Genomic DNA, 19,732 nt, shown 5'->3' on the forward strand with positions numbered 1-19,732 from the left:
GCGGTGGAATTAACTAATCTTAGAAAGCGCTACGCGTTCGCCTGTTACTACGGAAAAAGATTAGAGATATGAAAATGCACGTAAAGATCACCGCAAAACTGATGGCCAAAATGCACCTTGTTCTCGCGCTGGTATGGGCGATACTGACTATTCCTACCCTGCTGTGGTGGAAAAACAGCATTCTGTGGGTGTCGTTAATGAGCATTTACGCTATCGTGATTTCCCATCTGGCTGCGTACAGCGCCGCCCATGCAGAAAAAGCGGCCAGCAAGGCGATGGATAAAAGCGAAGGCGCCAGTCAGAAAGCCAATCAAACCGCCAACAGCCTTCAAGGCAATGCGCGTCAGGCACATTAATCCCTGCGTAAATGCAGAATACCGAATGCTCTGAATTTTATTCCTGCTCTGTTTCCAAAGATTCTGATTTAATGATTTCATAATCAAAGGGATATCTGATTTTCAGCGTGTTTAAATCCATTTTGAAAGCGTGATCTACCGCACACTTCGCACCGCATTAACCGAAGCGAATGTCTACGCTTAAAAGATAGCCGGGAAAAACCCGTATTTGTTACGACAAAAACCGGAGGTCCTGAACACCATGTTCAACCAGAAACTACAGACTGCCGAGGATATCGAGTTCGATATTGCAGAAGAGCTGCGCTATGAAACCGATCCCTGTGAGTTAAAACTGGATGAGATGATCGAGGCAGAGCCGGAACCGGAAATGATTGAAGGGCTGCCGGCGTCCGATGCCCTTACGCCCGCTGACCGCTACCTTGAACTGTTTGAACACGTCCAGTCGTCGCGGCTGTTTGCGGACAGCAAAACCTTTCCCGACTGCGCGCCGAAGATGGATCCGCTGGATATTTTGATCCGCTATCGCAAGGTGCGTCGCCACCGTGATTTTGACCTGGCGCGCTTTGTAGAGAATCACTTCTGGCTACCGGAGGACTACAGCAAAGAGTACGTCTCTGATCCCGGCCTGTCCCTGAAAGAACATATCGATAATCTGTGGCCGGTGCTGACGCGCGAGCCGCAGGATCACATCCCGTGGTCGTCGCTGCTGGCGCTGCCGCAGGCCTATATTGTGCCCGGCGGGCGATTCAGCGAGACCTACTACTGGGACTCTTACTTCTCCATGCTGGGGCTGGCAGAAAGCGGTCGTAACGATCTGCTGAAATGTATGGCCGATAACTTCGCCTGGTTGATTGAGCGCTACGGCCATATCCCGAACGGCAACCGCACCTACTATCTCAGCCGCTCCCAGCCGCCCGTTTTTGCCCTGATGGTGGAGCTGTTTGAAGAGGACGGCGTGCGCGGGGCGAAGCGCTATCTTGAGCACCTCAAGATGGAGTACGCCTTCTGGATGGACGGGGCGGAATCGCTGCTGCTCAATCAGGCCTATCGCAGTGCGGTTCGTATGCCGGATGGCTCATTGCTCAACCGTTACTGGGACGATCGCGATACGCCGCGGGATGAATCGTGGATTGAGGACGTTGAAACTGCCCGTCATTCTGGTCGTCCGCCGAACGAGGTGTACCGTGACCTGCGTGCCGGGGCAGCCTCAGGATGGGATTACTCATCCCGCTGGCTGCGCGATCCTGCGCGGCTGGCCAGCATCCGCACAACACAATTTATCCCCATCGATTTGAACGCATTCCTGTTCAAACTGGAGAGCGCTATCGCCAACATCTCCGCGTCGAAAGGGGATAAAGAGACGGCTGATCTGTTCCGCCAGAAAGCCAGCGACCGGCGCGCGGCGGTAAACCGCTATCTGTGGGACGAAGAGAACGGCTGTTATCGTGATTACGACTGGCGGCGTGAAGCCCTGGCGCTGTTCTCTGCGGCCAGCATTGTGCCGCTGTATGTGGGCATGGCGACGCATGAGCAGGCTGAACGGCTGTCCGATGCCGTTAAAGCCCGTCTGCTCACGCCGGGCGGTATTCTCGCCACCGAATATGAAACCGGGGAGCAGTGGGATAAGCCGAACGGCTGGGCGCCGCTCCAGTGGATGGCGATCCAGGGGTTCAAGCAGTACGGCAACGACTCGCTGGGAGATGAGATCGCCTGGAGCTGGCTGCACACGGTGAACCATTACTACAAAACCCATCATAAGCTGATTGAGAAGTACCACATCGCCAGCAGCACGCCACGCGAAGGTGGCGGGGGGGAGTATCCGTTGCAGGATGGCTTCGGCTGGACGAATGGCGTGGTGCGGCGGTTGATTGGGTTATATGGTGAACCTTGAGCCTTGCCCCTTACCCTAACCCTCTCCCCTGAGGGGAGAGGGAAAAGTTAACGAATCACCTCATAAATGGCAGTCTGGATGGACTGCCATTTTTTTGTGCTGGCATCGGGCTGCGTCTTCGCGCGGCGCGTTGCCATATCGGCGTCGTGCTGCTGGCGTTTCACCACCGCAGGGACGGTACAGAATGCTTTCAGGTACTGCTTACGCATAGGCGTCAGCGATTCCCCGTTCGCCATCGCATGGCTAAGCGTATTAATAAAGCGTCGGCAGGGCTTTTGCTCTGTCATTTGCAGGCGGTAGCGCAACATTACTTCCAGCACATCGTCGTAGCCTGCCGACAACGCCTCCTCCGTCCATGACATTTTCCAGTCCATCCCGCCCTGCAAAAACAGGAGCGCCACCCGGGTATCGTTGCGGCTAATCGCTGAACGGAAGTTGTTTTCATCCCAGGTGACACCCATCCGCGTCAGCGTTTCTCGCGAGGAAGGCGTTTCGCGCATCTCCTGCACCGGTGCGGGAGATGCCGTACTGGCCACAGCCGGCTGCGGTTTACTGCTGTTCACCAGCCAGAATCCCCCCACGACAATCGCGATAACCATCACGCCAACCGCTCCCCACAGCACGCCGGAAATCAGCTGTTCGCGCTGCTCTGGCGTACGCGTGGCACGCTGAGTCGGTTTTTCTATACTGTCGCGCACTTCAAAAAGATCGCCGCCTGTGGTGCGGTCCATTTTTTGCGCCTTTTCCCAGAACGCGTGCAGCTCGCTTTCGTCCACCGCCATCAGCGCCGCCGGGTTAACGCGTGTCCGCCCTTCCTCAAACGCGCGCTGAACGGAGCGGGTGATCTGCGTGTAATAGCAGTCGAGCAGCTGGATTTGCGCTCCGCTTAACGGCTGCTGCACGGTGATGCTGTTGCGGATTTGTCGAATATCTTCGAGGAAGGTTTGCAGGGTTTTGCGGGGCTCTACCAGCAGTGTCAGCATGTCCGGGGCGTTAAACAGCGGCGCGTAGTAGCGGCTAAATTCTTTTTTATCTACCAGCAGCTGGGCCAGTTCGCTGAACAACATGCCGCTCAGAACATCATTAATTTCACCGTTTTTCAGCCAGCGACGCACGCGTTCAGCGTTAAACAACGTCTTAAGATGATTATTCAGCCGCACCGGGTCGGGCCACGCCTGCTGTATCAGCCCTTTAATCATCAGCTCAATGGCACGCACCTGTTTCTGCGCCTGAAGCTGGCTCTCCTTCTCTGGCACCCTCCCGGTTTCGTAGGTCAGGAGGGGCTGTTGCAGACGCAGATATTCAAGGGAGGTGACGAAGCGCATCGCCGCAATCAGCTGGTTTTCGCTGACATCCTGCCCGCTTTCATACTGGGGAACGCGCTGCTGAAGCAAGCGTAATTGCAGCGTAAAGGCTGTCATTTCCGCATCATTCAGGTTCAGCTTCCTGGCTACAGCGCCCCACCCGCCCAGCCCCAGGCGGGCGCTATCCAGTTGCTCCAGAAACCAGCGTGGATCTTTTCCTTCAGAAACATGTACATTCAACAGAAGTAAAATTTCAACAGACGCCTGACGGATCGCCGCCAGACAGTGTTCAAACTGTTCGCGGGTATGATGCGATGAGCTAATCATCATTGTTTTCCTTGAGAGACAATGAGTACCGCTAAAGCGGCATTAAAAGTCGTTTTTCTTTTTATTTATATGAGGTTAAACATACCTGACTTTCTGTTGAAATAAAGTGACAACCTTATAATCATTTGCAATGTCTCCGGAGGATCGTCATGCCCGCCTTAACCACCGCGCGTCTCACCTGCTCGCCGCTGCAAGAGCAAGACTGGCCCTTTTTTCTGTCGCTACAGCAAAATCCTGAGGTAATGCGTTTTGTCGCCCCTGCGCGTAGCGAGGCGGACATTCGGGAAGCCTTTGAGTCTCGTCTGTTGCCGTGGACGCCGGGCAGTTCGCACTGGCTCTGCCTTATGGTGCGTGAGACGGCCAGCCGGACGCCGCTGGGCGTAACCGGATATGTGCACCGGGAGGCAGATTGTGCTGAAGTCGGTTTTCTCTTTGCGCCTTCTGCGCAGGGGAAAGGTTACGGCTTTGAATCTCTGCGGGCTGTGTGTGATTTTGCGCTGACTCAGGGCAATATCCGTCGGCTCACCGCGACCGTGACGGCGGGAAATATCGCCTCCAGGCGACTGCTGGAAAAAACAGGTTTTCAGCTGGAAGGTGAGTTGCGCGAGAGTTATTTCCTTTCAGGGCAATGGCATAACGACTGGCTATTCGGTTTACTGAAAAAGGAATTCCCGTTCAGTTAAACCTGATCAACAGCCATTTGGCGGATATTTCCCCGGCGGCGTTTCCTCTATAGTCGCGTCATTAAGAGGAAACGCTTATGACGGGTTATGCAATGCAGATATCTTCTGCTGCAATCGCATTAATTAAAAAACAACAGGGTCTTTCCCTGGAGAAATACCGTGACGAAAAGGGAATATGGGTTATTGGTTATGGTCACGTAATTCGCCAGTGGGAAAAATTTAACGGTCTCATCACGCCGACTGAGGCGGAGAATTTGCTTTGTAATGATATTCAATTATGTGAGGCGCTGCTGCGGGAAATGAACAAACGCCCATTAACCCAACAGCAGCATGACGCACTGATATTAACCCTCTTCAGTTTTGGGGAAGAGTCCCCTCTGCCAGAGAAGATCCTTCAGGCCGTCGCCCGGGTGTAGTACATCGCGGCTTGCGTCCGGTTTTTGACATCAAGACGCCGGAAAAGCGCCTCAAGATGGGCTTTTACCGTTGCCGCACTGATATTGAGATTACGTCCAATCTCTTTATTGGACTCTCCGGCCGCCAGTAACTTCAATACCTCACGCTGGCGCTCGCTTAACACTGCCAGTTCATCCTGAGAGGTGTGCTTCTTCAGCCACTCGCCGGGAAAACAGACCATTCCTCGCGATACAGAATCCAGCACTGCGGAAAAGCGTTCGGGATTCGCATTGCGAGGAATTATCGCCACCACGTTGCGCTGAAACATTTGCTCAACCCAACGCCGCTCTTTTTTCGTTAACACCAACACCACGCGCGACGTTGGAAAGCGATCCATAATCTCTTCCAGTAAAGCCACACCATTATCACGAATTAAATACCCATCTATCATGACGATAGCGGAGGGTGACGCGGATAATTGCGCCCATAATTCATCAGTCTGACGAGTTCCTGTCATATCTATTTTCGGAATTAACTTCTGCAAACTATACATCGCTCCATGAATAAATAATGACTGCCTGTCAAACATGATTACTCGCATCGTTTTACTCCTCTGAGAATAGCGAAGGGGGATTCTACAGAGGCATTTTTTAAGAAAAAACTCAATGAATGGAGAGGTTACAAATCACCCAGCTCTCTTTATATCTTCCAGCATTTAGACATACCTGTTTTAAGGATTTCCTTAAGAGGGTTCCTTCCCCTTAAGACTGAACATTACAGAAACATACCGCCTGAAACTTCAATACGTTGCGCATTCATCCAGCCCAGTTTGTCACTGAGCAACGCCGCAATGGCGTCACCAATATCATCGGGCAGGCCCACGCGTCCCAGCGCTGTCTGCGAGGCCAGCAGCTGGTTAAGCTCCGCATTATCCCGCACTCGCCCGCCCCCAAAGTCGGTTTCAATCGCGCCGGGCGCGATGATATTGACGGAAATTCCGCGCGCGCCAAGCTCTTTTGCCTGATAGCGGGTCAGCACCTCCATCGCCCCTTTCATTGCCGCGTAGGTTCCTGAACCGGGCTGAGTAAAACGGGCCAGTCCGCTGGAGACGTTCAGGATCCGCCCTCCGTCTTTTATGAGCGGCAGCAGCTGTTGCGTGAGGAAAAACGGTCCTTTGAAGTGAATGTTCATCGCATCATCAAACTGCGCCTCGGTCGTCTCGGTATAGGGTGCATATAACCCTGTACCTGCGTTGTTCACTAAATAGTCAAAGGTGTCACGTTGCCAGACGTGTTTAAGGGTATCCTTCACCTTTTGAGCAAAGCGCGAAAAGCTTGCCGTATCGCCGACGTTAAGCTGCAATGCTGCCGCTTTTCCGCCTTTTCCCTCGATTTCGCGCACAACTTCCTGCGCCTCCTGCTGGCTGTTGTTCCAGGTGAGGATAATGCCTGTCCCTTCCGCGGCCAGCTTCAAAACGGCATTTTTACCCAGGCCGCGGCTACCGCCCGTCACTAAAGCAATACGTTCACTCATAATTCACCTCGTTTCGGCTGTGATGAAGATTGAGAAAGAGCTTATTAGATGGTAGAAAATCAATAAATAGTGCCGTGAGCGCTTCACTGTTTCATTCTTAACAACAATGACCAACATCTATGGATAAAATACACGCAATGCAGCTTTTCCTTCGGGTCGCGGAACTGGAGAGTTTTTCCCGCGCGGCGGAGACGTTAAGCCTGCCGAAGGGGAGCGTATCGCGACAGATCCAGGCACTGGAAAACGCGCTGGGCACGCAGCTGCTGCACCGCACTACCCGCCGCGTCAGCCTGACGCAGGACGGCATGGTTTATTACGAGCGCGCCAAAGATCTGCTGATGAATCTGGACGAACTGGACGGCATGTTTCTGCACGACCCTTCAACCATCAGTGGTCGGCTACGTGTGGATATGCCCGTTGCCATTGCGCGAAATGTCGTCATTCCGAAACTGCCTGCATTTTTACAACAGTTTCCCGGCATTGAACTGGAGCTGAGTAGCAGCGATCGTCTGGTCGATGTCATCCGCGAAGGATTTGACTGCGTGGTTCGCGTGGGAAACTTAAAGGACTCCGGGCTTATCGCCCGGCCGCTTGGGAAACTCTCGGTGATTAATTGCGCCAGCCCGGATTATCTGACGCGATTCGGCTACCCTGAGACGCTGGACGATTTGGCTTCGCATGCCCTCATTCACTACTCCGCCACGCTGGGCACCCGTCCGCAGGGTTTTGAGTATTACAACGGCAGCGCGACCCGGTGGGTAAAAACGGGAGGCGTATTGTCGGTTAACAGCACAGAAACCTACCAGGCCGCCTGTATCGCCGGGCTTGGGATTATTCAGGTCCCGCGCGTCGGGGTGCGTGATGCCCTGCGCACGAAAAAACTCGTTGAGATCCTGCCGCAATATCGGGCTGAACCAATGCCCGTCTCCCTCATTTATCCCCACCGCCGTAACCTCTCCCGTCGGGTGCATGTGTTTATGGAGTGGCTTACCGAACTCACAAAAGGTTACGTGGACTAGTCGCAAGCTATAATTCAGTAACATCCAGCTCAACGAAAAGGAAAATGCGCGTGACGCCGGAAAATAACCCGCAACGACCGACTCAACATTTAGATTATGAACCCATCAAAAAGATGGATAACGAGCCTGAAGCGCCGAAAGAGCCTGGAACGGCCAGCAAAGCGCTGGGTACCGTGACCGGCATAGCCGAAAAAATTCAGCAGATACCCGCGATTGCTCACCTGATACGCGCCGCTGAGCGCTTTAACGACCGCATGGGAAATCAGTTTGGCGCGGCGATTACCTATTTCTCGTTCCTGTCGATGATCCCCATTCTGATGGTGTCATTTGCCGCCGCCGGTTTTGTGCTGGCGTCTCACCCGACGCTGTTGCAGGACATCTTCAATAAGATCCTGACCAACGTCAGCGACCAGACGCTCGCCACAACGCTCAAAAGCACCATCAATACCGCCGTGCAGCAGCGTACCACCGTGGGTATCGTCGGGTTACTGATTGCGCTCTATTCCGGGGTGAACTGGATGGGCAACCTGCGTGAGGCTATTCGCGCCCAGTCGCGTGACGTCTGGGAGCGTAGACCGCAGGATCAGGAGAAGATATGGGTGAAGTATCTGCGCGACTTTATTTCGCTGATTGGGCTGCTGGTGGCGCTGGTCATCACGCTCTCTATCACCTCGGTCGCCGGTTCCGCGCAGCAGATGATTATCTCCGCGCTGTACCTGGATTACATTGAATGGCTGAAACCGGCCTGGCGCGGTATAGGGCTTGCCATCTCCATCTTTGCTAACTACCTGCTGTTCTTCTGGATCTTCTGGCGTTTGCCCCGCCATCGGCCGCGCAAGAAGGCGCTGATCCGTGGGACGTTGATTGCCGCCATTGGCTTTGAAGTGATCAAAATTGTGATGACCTATACGCTGCCGTCGCTGGTGAAGTCGCCCTCCGGCGCGGCCTTTGGTTCGGTGCTGGGGCTGATGGCTTTCTTCTATTTCTTCGCTCGCCTGACGCTGTTCTGCGCCGCGTGGATCGCCACGGCTGAGTATAAAGATGACCCGCGCATGCCGGGTAAAACCCACCGCTGATGTCCTGTCGGGCTGATATTTCAGCCCGATCCGCCATTTCAGCATATAAATCCAGTCCGTAACTTTTATTTAACGCAAAACCAGTTTTAATGACTGATATTTAAAAAGTGTGAAGCATTTCATAGAAGTGTTTTCGCTGGTCTGAAAATTATCCGCTTTTTGTTGCTTTTATGACCACGCCACGCCTTTGTTACAGATTGAAATGTCGCTTTTGCTATGCCTAATATGGCCCTTCGTTCGTCCAAAAATAAGAAAATATTATGCAAGCAACAGCCACCACACTTAACGAAGGGGCGGAACACGTTCCGGTCAACTCGCGCAATAAAGTCGTCGTCGCATCGCTGATTGGCACCGCCATTGAGTTCTTCGACTTTTATATTTACGCCACCGCTGCGGTCATTGTCTTTCCGCATATTTTCTTCCCTCAGGGCGACCCGACGGCAGCCACGCTACAGTCTTTAGCCACCTTTGCTATCGCCTTCGTTGCGCGTCCGATTGGTTCAGCGGTCTTTGGGCATTTTGGCGATCGCGTTGGCCGTAAAGTGACGCTGGTTGCCTCGCTGCTGACGATGGGGATCTCCACCGTCGCCATCGGCCTGCTGCCGACCTATGAAACTATCGGCATTCTGGCGCCTGTGCTGCTGGCGCTGGCGCGCTTTGGTCAGGGTCTGGGGCTGGGCGGGGAATGGGGCGGCGCGGCACTGCTGGCGACCGAAAACGCTCCGGCGCGCAAGCGTGCCCTGTATGGCTCTTTCCCGCAGCTGGGCGCACCGATTGGGTTCTTCTTTGCTAACGGCACCTTCCTGCTCCTCTCCTGGCTGCTGACCGATGAACAGTTCATGAGCTGGGGCTGGCGTATTCCGTTTGTCTTCTCTGCTGTGCTGGTGCTGATTGGCCTGTACGTGCGCGTGTCGCTGCACGAGACGCCGGTCTTTGCTAAAGTCGCCGCAGCGAAAAAGCAGGTTAAAGTTCCGCTGGGGACGCTGCTGACCAAACACCTCCGCGTGACCGTGCTGGGCACGTTCATCATGCTGGCGACCTACACGCTGTTCTACATCATGACCGTTTACTCCATGACCTTCAGTACTGCCGCCGCGCCGGTCGGCCTGGGCCTGCCACGTAACGAAGTGTTGTGGATGCTGATGATGGCGGTCATCGGATTTGGTGTGATGGTGCCTATCGCGGGCCTGCTGGCGGATAAATTTGGCCGTCGTTCAAGCATGATCGTCATCACCTCCCTGATTATTCTGTTCGCGCTGTTTGTCTTCCCGCCGCTGCTGGGTTCAGGTAGCCCTGCGCTGGTGATGGCGTATCTGCTGATTGGCCTGAGCCTGATGGGGCTGACCTTTGGCCCAATGGGCGCGCTGCTGCCGGAGCTGTTCCCGACTGAAGTGCGTTACACCGGCGCCTCGTTCTCCTATAACGTTTCGTCGATTCTGGGCGCCTCGGTAGCCCCGTATATCGCCACCTGGCTTCAGGCAAACTATGGCCTGTTCTATGTGGGTGTCTATCTGGCGGCAATGGCAGCGCTGACGCTGATTGCGTTGCTGCTGACGCATGAGACGAAGCATCAGGCGCTGTAAGTGAATGCCGGGGCGAGGCGCGGGGATGCGCCGAGAGGGCGGGTCGCCAGGGTGGTGGCGACTGAGCCACCCTGGCACGTTCACCGGTTATGTTGTGACAGAGTAGTAAGGAACATAACGTGAACGGAATGACCACCAGAGCCGTATGTTCCCCCTCACCCCAGCCCTCTCCCTCAAGGGAGAGGGGGCCGTCTGTGCAGGCATTATTTTGTGGGGATCCCTCACCCCACAGGGAGAGGGAGAAACGGGACTACTTCTTCATCTGCGACAAAATCGTCCGACACTGATTCGCTTCGCCTTCTGACGGCGAAATCAACGCCAGCAGCGCCGCCGCAGGGGTCACCAGTGTAGCGAGCGCGGCGGCGACCGCACCACGCGCAATCAACGGCCCAGCCTTCACGCCCGCCTGCGGATCTTTGAAGGTTCCGCGAACGTACAGCGGCGAGCGCAGGGTGATGATACGAATGCCTTTACTTTCCGGATCGATGGTTAAATCGAGCTGCTCGGACGCCATGCTGGCGGTACCGGTGACGTTGATAACCGCGTTTTCCGTGTCGAAGGCGAAGATCTGCGGACGCGCCACGCCGTTGACCAGATCCAGATTTGCCGCCGCGCAGTTAACGCGTACTTCGTCGTCACCGAAGATTTGCCCGATGATAAAGTTCCCGACGTTCAGCCCCAGGATCTCCATCAGGTTACGGCTCACCAGCCCGTCGTTCATCAGCAGTTTCAGGTTGCCGTTTCCGCTGGCCAGCAGCGCCGCTACGGAGTTACCCGTGCCGCGAATATCCGCGTCGCCGTTCATCTCACCGAGGGTTTTCTGCATCAGTTCCACGTCCGGCATCAGCTCTTTCAGCTTCAGCCGACGCGCCTGGATCTCCGCCCTTCCCTGCATCGGCTTTTTATCCCCCTCCAGGTGGATATTCGATGAAATGGTTCCCCCGGCCATGCCAAACTTCAGCGGTTGCAGGCGCAGGTCGGCGTTTTTCAGGATGATATGGGTCGAGAGGTTGCTCAGCGGCAGCGTGCTGCCATGCTCGATTTTACGTCCTTTGAAGCGCACATCCGCATCCATCACGTCCCATTTGTCGGTTTCGAAGCGGTCATAGGGCAGCACTTTACCCGCAGGCTGAACGTCCTTTTTAACCTCTTTAGACTTCGTGCCTTTGCCCGAATCTACGCCAATCAGCGGACCAAGATCGGCCAGACGCAGCTGGCGGGATTCAACGTCCCCCTCCAGTTTCGGGCGCGGTTTACCGGTGGTGTAGGTCAGCGTGCCGTGGATATCGCTGTCGCCGATGCGGCCGTTGAATCCACGGTAGTCAAAGACGGACGATTTTTCGGTGTTGATTTTGGCAACCAGGTGCCCGTCCGTTTCAAACGGCGGAGTATCCGGCAGCAGTACGCCGGTGAGATCGTACAGTTCCCCCAGCGAATCACCGGCAAACTTAAGCTGGAGGTCGACGCCGCCCATGTTCATCGGGTCGTTAACCGTGCCCACGAACGCCACGCGGGTATTGCCCGAGCGGAAATCCGCCTGCACCGGGAACGGCGTGCCCTCGCTCCTGAGCGCCAGCATGCCGCCGATTTTGCCTTTACCGGTGAGCGGCTGGCCGTTGTAGCGCCCTTTCGCCGTCAGGCCAAAGACGTAATCGCCCGCTTTGCTGTCATCGCCTTTGGCTTTGCTGCCCGTTACTTCGCTAAACGGCAGCGGCTTGCCCAGCGGATCGACGAGGATCTCCACGTCAGCCTTACTCACTTTATCGTCAATGGCGATCCGCCCCCGATCGAACAGAATATTGTCGAGGCGGAAAGACCACGAAGAGGGCTGCGCATTCTGATCTTTATCGCTGCTGCTGGCGAGATCGAACGTCCAGTTGTTGTTTTTCTCTGACAGGCGAATCAGCCGCGCGTCGGGCTGCTGGAGTTTGATCCACGGCAGATACACCGTTCTGGTTAACAGGGCTAACGGCGCCAGCGTGGCTTCCACTCGCGGCAGGTGGATCATGGTTACTTCGGGAATGTCGGGCGGGTTACCGAGAATAATATCGTCGGCATGAACGTGCGGCCAGGGCACCCAGCTCCGCCAGCCAGTTTCCTCTTTCTGGCGCTCCCACACGACGCCCAAATCGCCACGTATTGCGAAGGGGCGGTTCAGCTCGGTTGAGACTTTCTGGTTGATGGTCGGTTTGAGGCGGTTCCAGTCAAACGTGGCGATAATGATGATTAAGACCACGATCAGCAACAAGAAAATCCCTGCTGTCCAGGAAATCACCCTGGTTGTTTTTGTCATTGTTGTCCCCTTTCCTGATGAACTTGCCTCTAAAACTATAGTTCAGACAAAGGGAAGCGGGCAGATCAGAGGCTGGTTATCACCTTTTCCAGGGTATCCATGGGGACAGGACGAGAGAGGAAATAACCCTGTGCCGCCGCTGCCGGGGAATTTTGCACGTCGCGCCACTCCTCCAGCGTTTCTACGCCTTCCACAATGACGCCCTGGCAATAGCGGTTCATCAGTTGCAGGAGCATCGTAAACAGGTTCCGTCCCTCCGGCGTCTGGCGCAGCATGATAAACAGATCGCGGGCCACTTTGATGTAGTCATAACGCACTTCGCTCAGGGCGGAGAAATTGGCCATACCGGTACCGAAATCATCCAGCCACAGCGGGCCAAACTCACACATCGAGGCAAACGAGGAGTCCTGCGGCAGCTGAACATGTTCCACCAGCTCGAAGCGCATCCACGGCAAGGTAGCAATCAGCGCCTGCAACGTCGCATTCTGACGTAACGCCATCAGGGTGGGGCCATCCACGTTCACCGACGCCAGAATACCGTGCTGCTCGAAGAACGCCTGCTTCGTCGCCAGCATTCTCAGCTGCTCTTCCAGCACGTCGATACGCTGACGCACGGCAACCTCCGCAAAATAGCGGTCCGGTGCAATACGCTGTGAAGGATTCGATGGATGAGTGACGACCGTTAACACCTCAATCGCCATTAACCGACCGTCGGTACGGTAGATGGGCTGATAAGTGTACGCTCGCTCACATTGCAGCCAGTAGCGATGCTCCTGCAAGTTCTCAATACTTGCCTCAGGCGTAGTGCTCAGCCGCTGGATAACCTGCTCTGACTTCATTTCGGATGTCCTGTTGTATGGGATAGCCTTTCTGGACTCGTCACTGAGTTATCGGCCCGCCAGGTGAGAACTTTATGTTCAATTCACCGGGAAAATGAAATTAAGATGACAGAAATATGCCGGAATACGCGCTGGCTCAAAAAAAATAATGGAACGTCGTTTTAATATAGTTGACCATAAAAAACACACAGCGCACACTACCCTTAATTACTTTGTTCAGGTTCACGACTATGTCTAAAAAAATTGCCGTGATTGGCGAATGCATGATTGAGCTGTCCCAGAAAGGCGCGGAAGTCAGCCGCGGTTTTGGTGGCGATACATTGAACACCTCCGTTTACATTGCCCGTCAGGTCTCCCCCGACGCGCTGAGCGTGAGCTACGTTACCGCGCTGGGAACGGACAGCTTCAGCCAGCAGATGCTGGAAGCCTGGCAGGGTGAAAACGTTGGGACCTCGCTGATCCAGCGAATGGAAAACCGCCTGCCGGGTTTGTACTACATCGAAACCGACAGCACCGGCGAGCGCACCTTCTATTACTGGCGTAATGAAGCGGCCGCCAAATTCTGGCTGGAAAGCGAGGCCGCCGCTGCCATTTGCGAAGAACTGGCGACCTTCGATTATCTCTACCTGAGCGGGATCAGCCTGGCGATCCTGAGCCAGGAGAGCCGTGAAAAGCTGCTGTCACTGCTGCGCGAATGCCGTGCCAATGGCGGTAAGGTGATTTTCGATAACAACTACCGTCCACGTTTGTGGGCCAGCCGCGAAGAGACGCAGCAGGTCTACCAGCAGATGCTCGAATGCACCGATATCGCCTTCCTGACGCTGGATGATGAAGATGCTCTGTGGGGCGAAAAACCGGTTGATGAGGTCATCGCCCGGACGCAGGCTGCCGGGGTCAGCGAAGTGGTGATCAAGCGTGGGGCGGAGTCTTGCCTGGTGGCGGTTGCAGGTGAAGCCGTGACAGAGGTCCCGGCGGTGAAGCTGGCGAAAGAGAAAGTGATCGATACCACTGCGGCGGGAGATTCTTTCAGCGCGGGGTATCTGGCGGTACGTCTGACGGGAGGTACGCCGGAAGCGGCGGCGCAGCGCGGTCATTTAACGGCCAGCACGGTGATTCAGTATCGCGGAGCGATTATTCCGCGCGAGGCGATGCCTGCTTAAGGACTGGGCGGGCTGATGCCCTCACCCTAACCCTCTCCCACAGGGAGAGGGGACGCAGGGCTTACTGGCCCTGCGGAATATCGCTCGCATCCTGATGTAAATCATCGGCTGCCGTTTGCGCTGGCTGCGGCGCCGTCGCCATGATGGCGTTCCAGGTGGCCTTCAACTCTTTCATGTCATATTCCGGCTCACCTTTCGGCTGTAACAGAATCAACGCCATATCCTGCGACAACTGCTGGCGCAGATCCTGATTCAGCATCTCCACGGTCAGACCGTTCAGGAAGTCCTGACGCAGTTTCTGATACTGCTCCGGCGCGATATCCACCACCTGATTCTGCAAGGAGCGAATGCGCTGGCTGATTAAGATATCGGTATCGGCGCGGGCATAGGTGGCGAACAGTTTCTGCAATTCAAGGGATTTCTGCGCCACCAGCGCGTTAAACTCCTCTTCAGACAGGCCCTCTTTACGCACTTTAGCCAGCTCTTTCGCCACCACGCCGAGATTGGCATTGAGCTTATCGCCCGGCGATTCCACGTTAATGGCGCACTGGGCGCGCTGGAACAGCACACGGCAGTCAAAGCCCAGGCCAATATCTTTCACGTTGTTCTTGCTGAGCGTCTGCTGAACGTGCCAGAACAGCGCTTCACGCGCGAGATCCGCACGCCAGTAACGCTGCAGCGCAGAAGACTCACGGATCGGCTGCCAGGCCGTATCCCACATCATTGAAAGACGATCCTGACGCACGGTATCCGTCATGATGCTGACCGTCTCAGGACGCAGCGGGGACAAGGTAGGAACAGGGGCAGGCGTTTCACGCTTCCCTTTCAGATCGCCAAAGGCTTTGTTGATCTGCTCTATCACCGCACGGCTGTCCACGTTGCCCACTACAATGAGGGTCATGGCATCCGGGGTGTACCACTGCTGGTAGAAAGATTTCACCTGCTCTGCATCCACCGGCTGTTTCAGCGGTTCTGCCGGGTCGTGGCCAAGCAGCGTGGACCCTTTCAGGCGGTAGCGCCACCAGCCTTCTTTGGTATCCGTCGGCCAGGTCGCCACCATGTCGCTGTTGCTCAACGCATAGTTTACGGTCTCAGGCGTAATCGCCAGTTTGCCGGTGGCATCGGATAGATAGGTAAGCGCTTCTTTAAGCAGATCGTTACGGTTGTTGGGCAGGCTCAGGTTAAACATGGTGTAGTCATAGGAGACCACAGCCGGGGGCAGCGGGCGTTTCGGATCGATGGCCTGTTGCCATAAAGAACGCACCTGAACCGCCTGCAAACTGCCGCTCTGGGTGAGCGCCAGTCGAGGAATAAAGTGGCTTAAGCCGGTCTGCTGGGTGCTTTCAGTGAGGGAGCCGGTATTCACAGAAAGACGGATTTCAATGCGATCGCTCGGACGTTGCGGAGTGGATAATACCTGCCACTGGAAACCGTTCGCCAGTGTTCCCTGTTGCCAGGCCGGGTCTGGCTGGAGCGCATCTGCCTGCACATAACTGGCTGCTGCCATCATCAGCAAACCGCCGGTTAAGAGTCGAATTTTTGTGCCCTGCATGTGAACCCCTGATCAACATTCCTGGTTAAAGAGAGTGTCTCGCGACGTGAGCACTCAAAGATGACGATGAAAACCTTCCGATTAGACAGCGTGTTCAGCTAAACGTCACGGGCGGAAGTGAAATATACCCAAAAAAAATCTTGTCGAATTATGACAGGTATGAACGGTTATTATGCGCAGGTGCCCGCATCCCCACAAGGGAATACGGGCATTTATGAGGGATTAAGAGGATAAACCGGGGGTTTTGTCCTCAGATGTGCGGTTATTCAGCGTATCGTTAAGCTTCTTGTGATCCAGCTCTTTCACCCACTTCGCCACCACAATCGTCGCCACGCCATTGCCGACCAGGTTGGTTAACGCACGGGCTTCAGACATAAAGCGGTCAATACCGAGGATCAGGGCCAGGCCCGCTACCGGCAGATGGCCCACCGCCGAAATGGTGGCCGCCAGCACGATAAATCCGCTGCCCGTTACGCCCGCCGCCCCTTTTGAAGAGAGCAGAAGCACCACCAGCAGCGTAATCTGATGGAAGATATCCATGTGGCTGTTAGTGGCCTGGGCAATAAAGACCGCCGCCATCGTCAGGTATATCGAGGTGCCATCCAGGTTAAAAGAGTAGCCCGTAGGAATAACCAGCCCCACCACTGACTTACGGCAGCCCAGCTTTTCCATTTTATCGAGCATACGCGGCAACGCGGACTCCGAAGAGGATGTGCCGAGGACAATCAGCAGCTCTTCACGAATGTAACGAATAAATTTGAAGATGCTGAAGCCGGTCGCACGGGCGATGGAGCCGAGCACCACCACCACAAACAGAATACAGGTGATGTAGAAGCAGACGATCAGCTGGCCCAGCTGTACCAGCGTGCCGACGCCGTATTTCCCGATGGTGAAGGCCATCGCGCCAAAGGCGCCAATCGGGGCCAGACGCATAATCATGTTGATGATGCCGAAGATAACCTGCGAGAAGCTTTCAATGACGTTAAAAATCAGCTGGCCTTTGCTGCCAAGACGGTGCAGGGCAAAGCCAAACAGCACGGCAAACAGCAGTACCTGGAGGATGTTTCCGCTGGCGAACGCGCCAATCACGCTGCTCGGGATCACGTCCAGCAGGAAGGCAACAATCCCCTGATCTTTCGCCTGTTCAGCGTAAACCGCCACCGCTTTCGCATCCAGCGTGGCCGGGTCAACGTTCATACCCGCGCCAGGCTGTACCACGTTGACAATAATCAGGCCGATAATCAGCGCGATGGTACTGACAATCTCGAAGTACAGCAGGGCAACCGCCCCCGTACGCCCGACCGCCTTCATGCTTTCCATGCCAGCGATACCGGTCACCACGGTACAGAAAATGACCGGCGCGATGATCATTTTGATGAGCTTAACGAACGCGTCGCCAAGCGGTTTCATCTGCGCGCCCAGCTCCGGGTAGTAGTGACCGAGCAGAATACCGATGGCGATGGCTGTCAGGACCTGGAAGTAAAGACTTTTGAAGAGTGAGGTTTTCATAGGGTGTCCCTGGAAAGAAAAACTACAGGCTTTGTAAGGTTATGGTTAACCTGCGGCTTTAAAATAACACCCACATAACAGGACAGAAATAAACGGGGTTCAAATTTGAAACACAAATGTTAAGAACTTTGAGCTGGCTCGCACAAGCCAGCAACAAAATTACACTTTTGCGTTATTGCCAGCGTCGGCGAGATAGCGTTGCTCAAAGATATCCGTCGGTACGGCGCGATCAAACAGGAAGCCCTGTCCGCTCTCTACGCCCGCCGCAGCCAGCCACTCACGCTGGGCGTCGGTTTCAATACCCTCGGCAATGACGTGCAGATTCAGGCTGTGCGCCATCTGAATAATGGCCTGCACCAGGCTGCAATCTTCCGGCAGCCCTTCCACAAAGGTTTTGTCGATTTTCAGGACGTCCACCGGCAACGTTTTCATGTGCTGGAGCTGACGCAGGCCGGAATACCCCATACCGAAATCGTCCAGCGCAATGCGGATCCCGGCATTACGCAGCGGTTTCAGGATGGCGACAGCGTCGTCAGGATTATCGATACAACGGCTCTCGGTGACTTCCAGGATCAACGTGTGGGGCTGGATGCGGTAGCGATGGATCAACTCAAGCATCTCCGGCACCATGGTCGGGTGCATCAGCTGTAGCGCAGAGAGATTCACCGACAGCGGCAGCGTGATGCCCCGTTGTTGCCAGGCCGCAAGCTGGCGGCAAGACTCTTCCAGCACCCAGTAGCCGACGGTGACCATCAGGCCGCAGGACTCGATACGTTCGATCATCCCTTCAGGCAGCTCCCACGTGCCGTCCGGCTGTTGCATACGCAGCAACGCTTCGGCGCTGGTCACTTCACCCGTGCGCAAATTGACCTGGGGCTGTAGCCAGAGCGCAAACTGGCGATTGTCCATCGCCGTCAGAATGTCGCTCTCTTCCGTCAGGCGCTGCTGGGCTTTTTCCATCTGCTCCGGATCAAAGAACTGGATCTGGTTTTTCCCTTTCCGGCGCGCGGTGAACGCGGCCGAGAAAGCCCGACGATAAAGCTGCTCGGCGGTCAGCCCCCCGTAGTACATCGCAATACCGATGCTGGCGCTCGGGCGAAGCTGGATACCCTGAATGGGCAGCCGCTCATTAATGACAGTGAGTACTTGCTGACCTAGCGTAATGGCGTGCCACGGCTCTTTAACACCGTGCGCGATCACCACCAGGTCATAGCCGCTGACCTGGGTGAGCACCATGCGCGGCGCCAGAACGGATTTCACCTTTTCCACCAGCGTTAGTAACAGCATTTCGCGCTGGCTCTCTTTCAGCACGCCCGCCGTGTCCTGCAAGGTTTCGCAGGCAATCACCATCAGCGCGGTGGTCTGCTGGCGGGCGACGGTCTGCTCCAGCAAGGCCATTAAAAACGCTTTGTTTGGCAGATCAGATACCGGAAAACGGGTGGCGTTGCTACTGAGCTCTTCCTGCTGACGCAGGACACGCTGCTGGTTGATATTGTAACTGCGGACCAGCATGCCAATTTCATCATCGTGATGCAGGCGCGGCAACGGAAGCTGATGCCCCATGTGCTCCTGTGGAGAGAGGTCGTTCAGCTCCCGGGCTATGCGGCGCAACGGATGCACAATTAACCGGTTGATACACCACGTCAGCGCCACGCTCAGCATTAATGTCAAAAGTAAGTAAGTGGTCACTAATGTAGCAACCCAACTCATGACGAATTTATACATGCGGTACGAGTCGGCCTGTAGCACCAGGTAGGCCAACGGTTGCGGGTTAGCCGGTCTTTCCAGGGAATAGAGAGGCAGGGAAATTTGCACCGGCAGTTCAAACAGGCGCATCACCATCATCGGGACGGAACGCTCCGGGATAAAGCTCATCCGCAGCGCCTGGAACTGGTTCGGCAGTACAACATCCGCGCGGCTCACGATACCAGCGGGCTGAATGCGCTTCAGGATGGATTCCGCCTCGGGGATATCCCCTTTCAGGATCGAGGCTGACAGGGGTTCCCGCACCGAGCGGGCAATACTTTCCAGTTGCGAAGCCGTGTTGTAGCGATTCTGCTGTACGGAGTGAAACAGCAAAATGACGCAGAAGATGAAGACAAACAGCATTGTGACGGCAGACACCATCGCCATCTGTTTGATCGTTAAGGAACGGCTGACACGCAAAATGACTCTCCACAAAACTCGAAGCGCAGGGCGCACCAGGGTGTA

General features: G+C 55.3%; 16 protein-coding genes. 8 read left to right on the plus strand and 8 right to left on the minus strand.

From position 1 onward, the window contains the following. Window positions 1-68: 68 nt before the first annotated feature. Window positions 69-356, plus strand: a complete 288-nt coding sequence (locus SK47_RS20625) for a hypothetical protein (RefSeq protein ID WP_003861213.1) — start codon at window positions 69-71, stop codon at window positions 354-356. Window positions 357-597: 241 nt separating this feature from the next. After that, window positions 598-2,247 carry an alpha,alpha-trehalase gene (locus SK47_RS20630; protein ID WP_003861211.1) on the plus strand — a complete coding sequence of 550 codons (1,650 nt, stop codon included), beginning with the start codon at window positions 598-600 and terminating at the stop codon, window positions 2,245-2,247. 47 nt (window positions 2,248-2,294) lie between these two features. Here SK47_RS20630 and SK47_RS20635 read toward each other — a convergent pair whose 3' ends face one another. Continuing rightward, window positions 2,295-3,881: an STY4199 family HEPN domain-containing protein gene (locus tag SK47_RS20635; protein ID WP_023314994.1), complete on the minus strand. Its 1,587-nt coding sequence runs from the start codon at window positions 3,879-3,881 to the stop codon at window positions 2,295-2,297. A 146-nt stretch (window positions 3,882-4,027) separates the two neighbouring features. On the opposite strand from SK47_RS20635, the gene SK47_RS20640 reads away from it, so the two are divergent. Together SK47_RS20640 and SK47_RS20645 are read left to right on the plus strand one after the other, a co-directional pair. Further along, the gene (locus SK47_RS20640) at window positions 4,028-4,561 is read left to right on the plus strand and encodes a GNAT family N-acetyltransferase (RefSeq protein WP_045336181.1); all 534 of its coding nucleotides are present in this window, start codon (window positions 4,028-4,030) and stop codon (window positions 4,559-4,561) included. Between the two features lie 77 nt (window positions 4,562-4,638). Next, complete coding sequence (locus SK47_RS20645; RefSeq protein ID WP_003861206.1) at window positions 4,639-4,977, plus strand: lysozyme; 339 nt, start codon at window positions 4,639-4,641, stop codon at window positions 4,975-4,977. Here SK47_RS20645 and SK47_RS20650 read toward each other — a convergent pair. Beyond that, window positions 4,956-5,558 (minus strand): helix-turn-helix transcriptional regulator, encoded by a 603-nt coding sequence (locus SK47_RS20650; RefSeq protein WP_047654403.1) that lies wholly within the window; start codon window positions 5,556-5,558, stop codon window positions 4,956-4,958. The two genes, SK47_RS20645 and SK47_RS20650, sit on opposite strands and share 22 nt — an antisense overlap. Before the next feature lie 173 nt (window positions 5,559-5,731). Then, the gene (locus tag SK47_RS20655; protein ID WP_023323855.1) at window positions 5,732-6,490 is read right to left on the minus strand and encodes an SDR family NAD(P)-dependent oxidoreductase; all 759 of its coding nucleotides are present in this window, start codon (window positions 6,488-6,490) and stop codon (window positions 5,732-5,734) included. Between the two features lie 119 nt (window positions 6,491-6,609). Between SK47_RS20655 and SK47_RS20660 the strand changes: the two genes are divergently transcribed. From SK47_RS20660 to SK47_RS20670, 3 genes are all read left to right on the plus strand, one after another. After that, window positions 6,610-7,509 carry a LysR family transcriptional regulator gene (locus SK47_RS20660; RefSeq protein ID WP_032608090.1) on the plus strand — a complete coding sequence of 300 codons (900 nt, stop codon included), beginning with the start codon at window positions 6,610-6,612 and terminating at the stop codon, window positions 7,507-7,509. 50 nt (window positions 7,510-7,559) lie between these two features. Next, complete coding sequence (yhjD, locus tag SK47_RS20665) at window positions 7,560-8,585, plus strand: inner membrane protein YhjD (protein ID WP_003861199.1); 1,026 nt, start codon at window positions 7,560-7,562, stop codon at window positions 8,583-8,585. A 260-nt stretch (window positions 8,586-8,845) separates the two neighbouring features. Beyond that, window positions 8,846-10,168: an MFS transporter gene (locus SK47_RS20670; RefSeq protein WP_003861198.1), complete on the plus strand. Its 1,323-nt coding sequence runs from the start codon at window positions 8,846-8,848 to the stop codon at window positions 10,166-10,168. Between the two features lie 250 nt (window positions 10,169-10,418). Here SK47_RS20670 and SK47_RS20675 read toward each other — a convergent pair whose 3' ends face one another. Both SK47_RS20675 and pdeH read right to left on the minus strand, forming a co-directional pair. Beyond that, window positions 10,419-12,461, minus strand: coding sequence for an AsmA family protein (locus SK47_RS20675; protein ID WP_048245014.1), 2,043 nt, complete (start codon window positions 12,459-12,461; stop codon window positions 10,419-10,421). A 65-nt stretch (window positions 12,462-12,526) separates the two neighbouring features. Next, window positions 12,527-13,300 carry a cyclic-guanylate-specific phosphodiesterase gene (gene pdeH / locus SK47_RS20680; protein ID WP_003861193.1) on the minus strand — a complete coding sequence of 258 codons (774 nt, stop codon included), beginning with the start codon at window positions 13,298-13,300 and terminating at the stop codon, window positions 12,527-12,529. A gap of 230 nt (window positions 13,301-13,530) precedes the next feature. On the opposite strand from pdeH, the gene SK47_RS20685 reads away from it, so the two are divergent. Beyond that, window positions 13,531-14,460 carry a 2-dehydro-3-deoxygluconokinase gene (locus tag SK47_RS20685; RefSeq protein WP_003861191.1) on the plus strand — a complete coding sequence of 310 codons (930 nt, stop codon included), beginning with the start codon at window positions 13,531-13,533 and terminating at the stop codon, window positions 14,458-14,460. 61 nt (window positions 14,461-14,521) lie between these two features. Here SK47_RS20685 and SK47_RS20690 read toward each other — a convergent pair whose 3' ends face one another. The 3 genes from SK47_RS20690 to hmsP form a co-directional block, all read right to left on the minus strand. Beyond that, the gene (locus tag SK47_RS20690; RefSeq protein ID WP_048245016.1) at window positions 14,522-16,012 is read right to left on the minus strand and encodes a M16 family metallopeptidase; all 1,491 of its coding nucleotides are present in this window, start codon (window positions 16,010-16,012) and stop codon (window positions 14,522-14,524) included. Between the two features lie 222 nt (window positions 16,013-16,234). Beyond that, window positions 16,235-17,521: a C4-dicarboxylate transporter DctC gene (gene dctA / locus SK47_RS20695; RefSeq protein ID WP_015571524.1), complete on the minus strand. Its 1,287-nt coding sequence runs from the start codon at window positions 17,519-17,521 to the stop codon at window positions 16,235-16,237. A gap of 159 nt (window positions 17,522-17,680) precedes the next feature. Continuing rightward, entirely contained in the window at window positions 17,681-19,687 is a 2,007-nt protein-coding gene (hmsP, locus tag SK47_RS20700; RefSeq protein ID WP_023315002.1) for a biofilm formation regulator HmsP, read from the minus strand. Between the last annotated feature and the right edge of the window lie 45 nt (window positions 19,688-19,732).

This window comes from Enterobacter sp. BWH52 (assembly GCF_001037565.1).
Classification (GTDB): domain Bacteria; phylum Pseudomonadota; class Gammaproteobacteria; order Enterobacterales; family Enterobacteriaceae; genus Enterobacter; species Enterobacter hormaechei_C.

Coding starts and splice junctions, on each gene's coding strand:
- SK47_RS20635 (WP_023314994.1), bottom strand. CDS start 3,881: ATGATGATTAGCTCATCGCATCATACCCGCGAACAGTTTGAACACTGT.
- dctA (WP_015571524.1), bottom strand. CDS start 17,521: ATGAAAACCTCACTCTTCAAAAGTCTTTACTTCCAGGTCCTGACAGCC.
- pdeH (WP_003861193.1), bottom strand. CDS start 13,300: ATGAAGTCAGAGCAGGTTATCCAGCGGCTGAGCACTACGCCTGAGGCA.
- SK47_RS20675 (WP_048245014.1), bottom strand. CDS start 12,461: ATGACAAAAACAACCAGGGTGATTTCCTGGACAGCAGGGATTTTCTTG.
- SK47_RS20625 (WP_003861213.1), top strand. CDS start 69: ATGAAAATGCACGTAAAGATCACCGCAAAACTGATGGCCAAAATGCAC.
- SK47_RS20660 (WP_032608090.1), top strand. CDS start 6,610: ATGGATAAAATACACGCAATGCAGCTTTTCCTTCGGGTCGCGGAACTG.
- SK47_RS20670 (WP_003861198.1), top strand. CDS start 8,846: ATGCAAGCAACAGCCACCACACTTAACGAAGGGGCGGAACACGTTCCG.
- SK47_RS20650 (WP_047654403.1), bottom strand. CDS start 5,558: ATGCGAGTAATCATGTTTGACAGGCAGTCATTATTTATTCATGGAGCG.
- SK47_RS20685 (WP_003861191.1), top strand. CDS start 13,531: ATGTCTAAAAAAATTGCCGTGATTGGCGAATGCATGATTGAGCTGTCC.
- SK47_RS20645 (WP_003861206.1), top strand. CDS start 4,639: ATGACGGGTTATGCAATGCAGATATCTTCTGCTGCAATCGCATTAATT.
- SK47_RS20655 (WP_023323855.1), bottom strand. CDS start 6,490: ATGAGTGAACGTATTGCTTTAGTGACGGGCGGTAGCCGCGGCCTGGGT.
- SK47_RS20690 (WP_048245016.1), bottom strand. CDS start 16,012: ATGCAGGGCACAAAAATTCGACTCTTAACCGGCGGTTTGCTGATGATG.
- SK47_RS20630 (WP_003861211.1), top strand. CDS start 598: ATGTTCAACCAGAAACTACAGACTGCCGAGGATATCGAGTTCGATATT.
- SK47_RS20640 (WP_045336181.1), top strand. CDS start 4,028: ATGCCCGCCTTAACCACCGCGCGTCTCACCTGCTCGCCGCTGCAAGAG.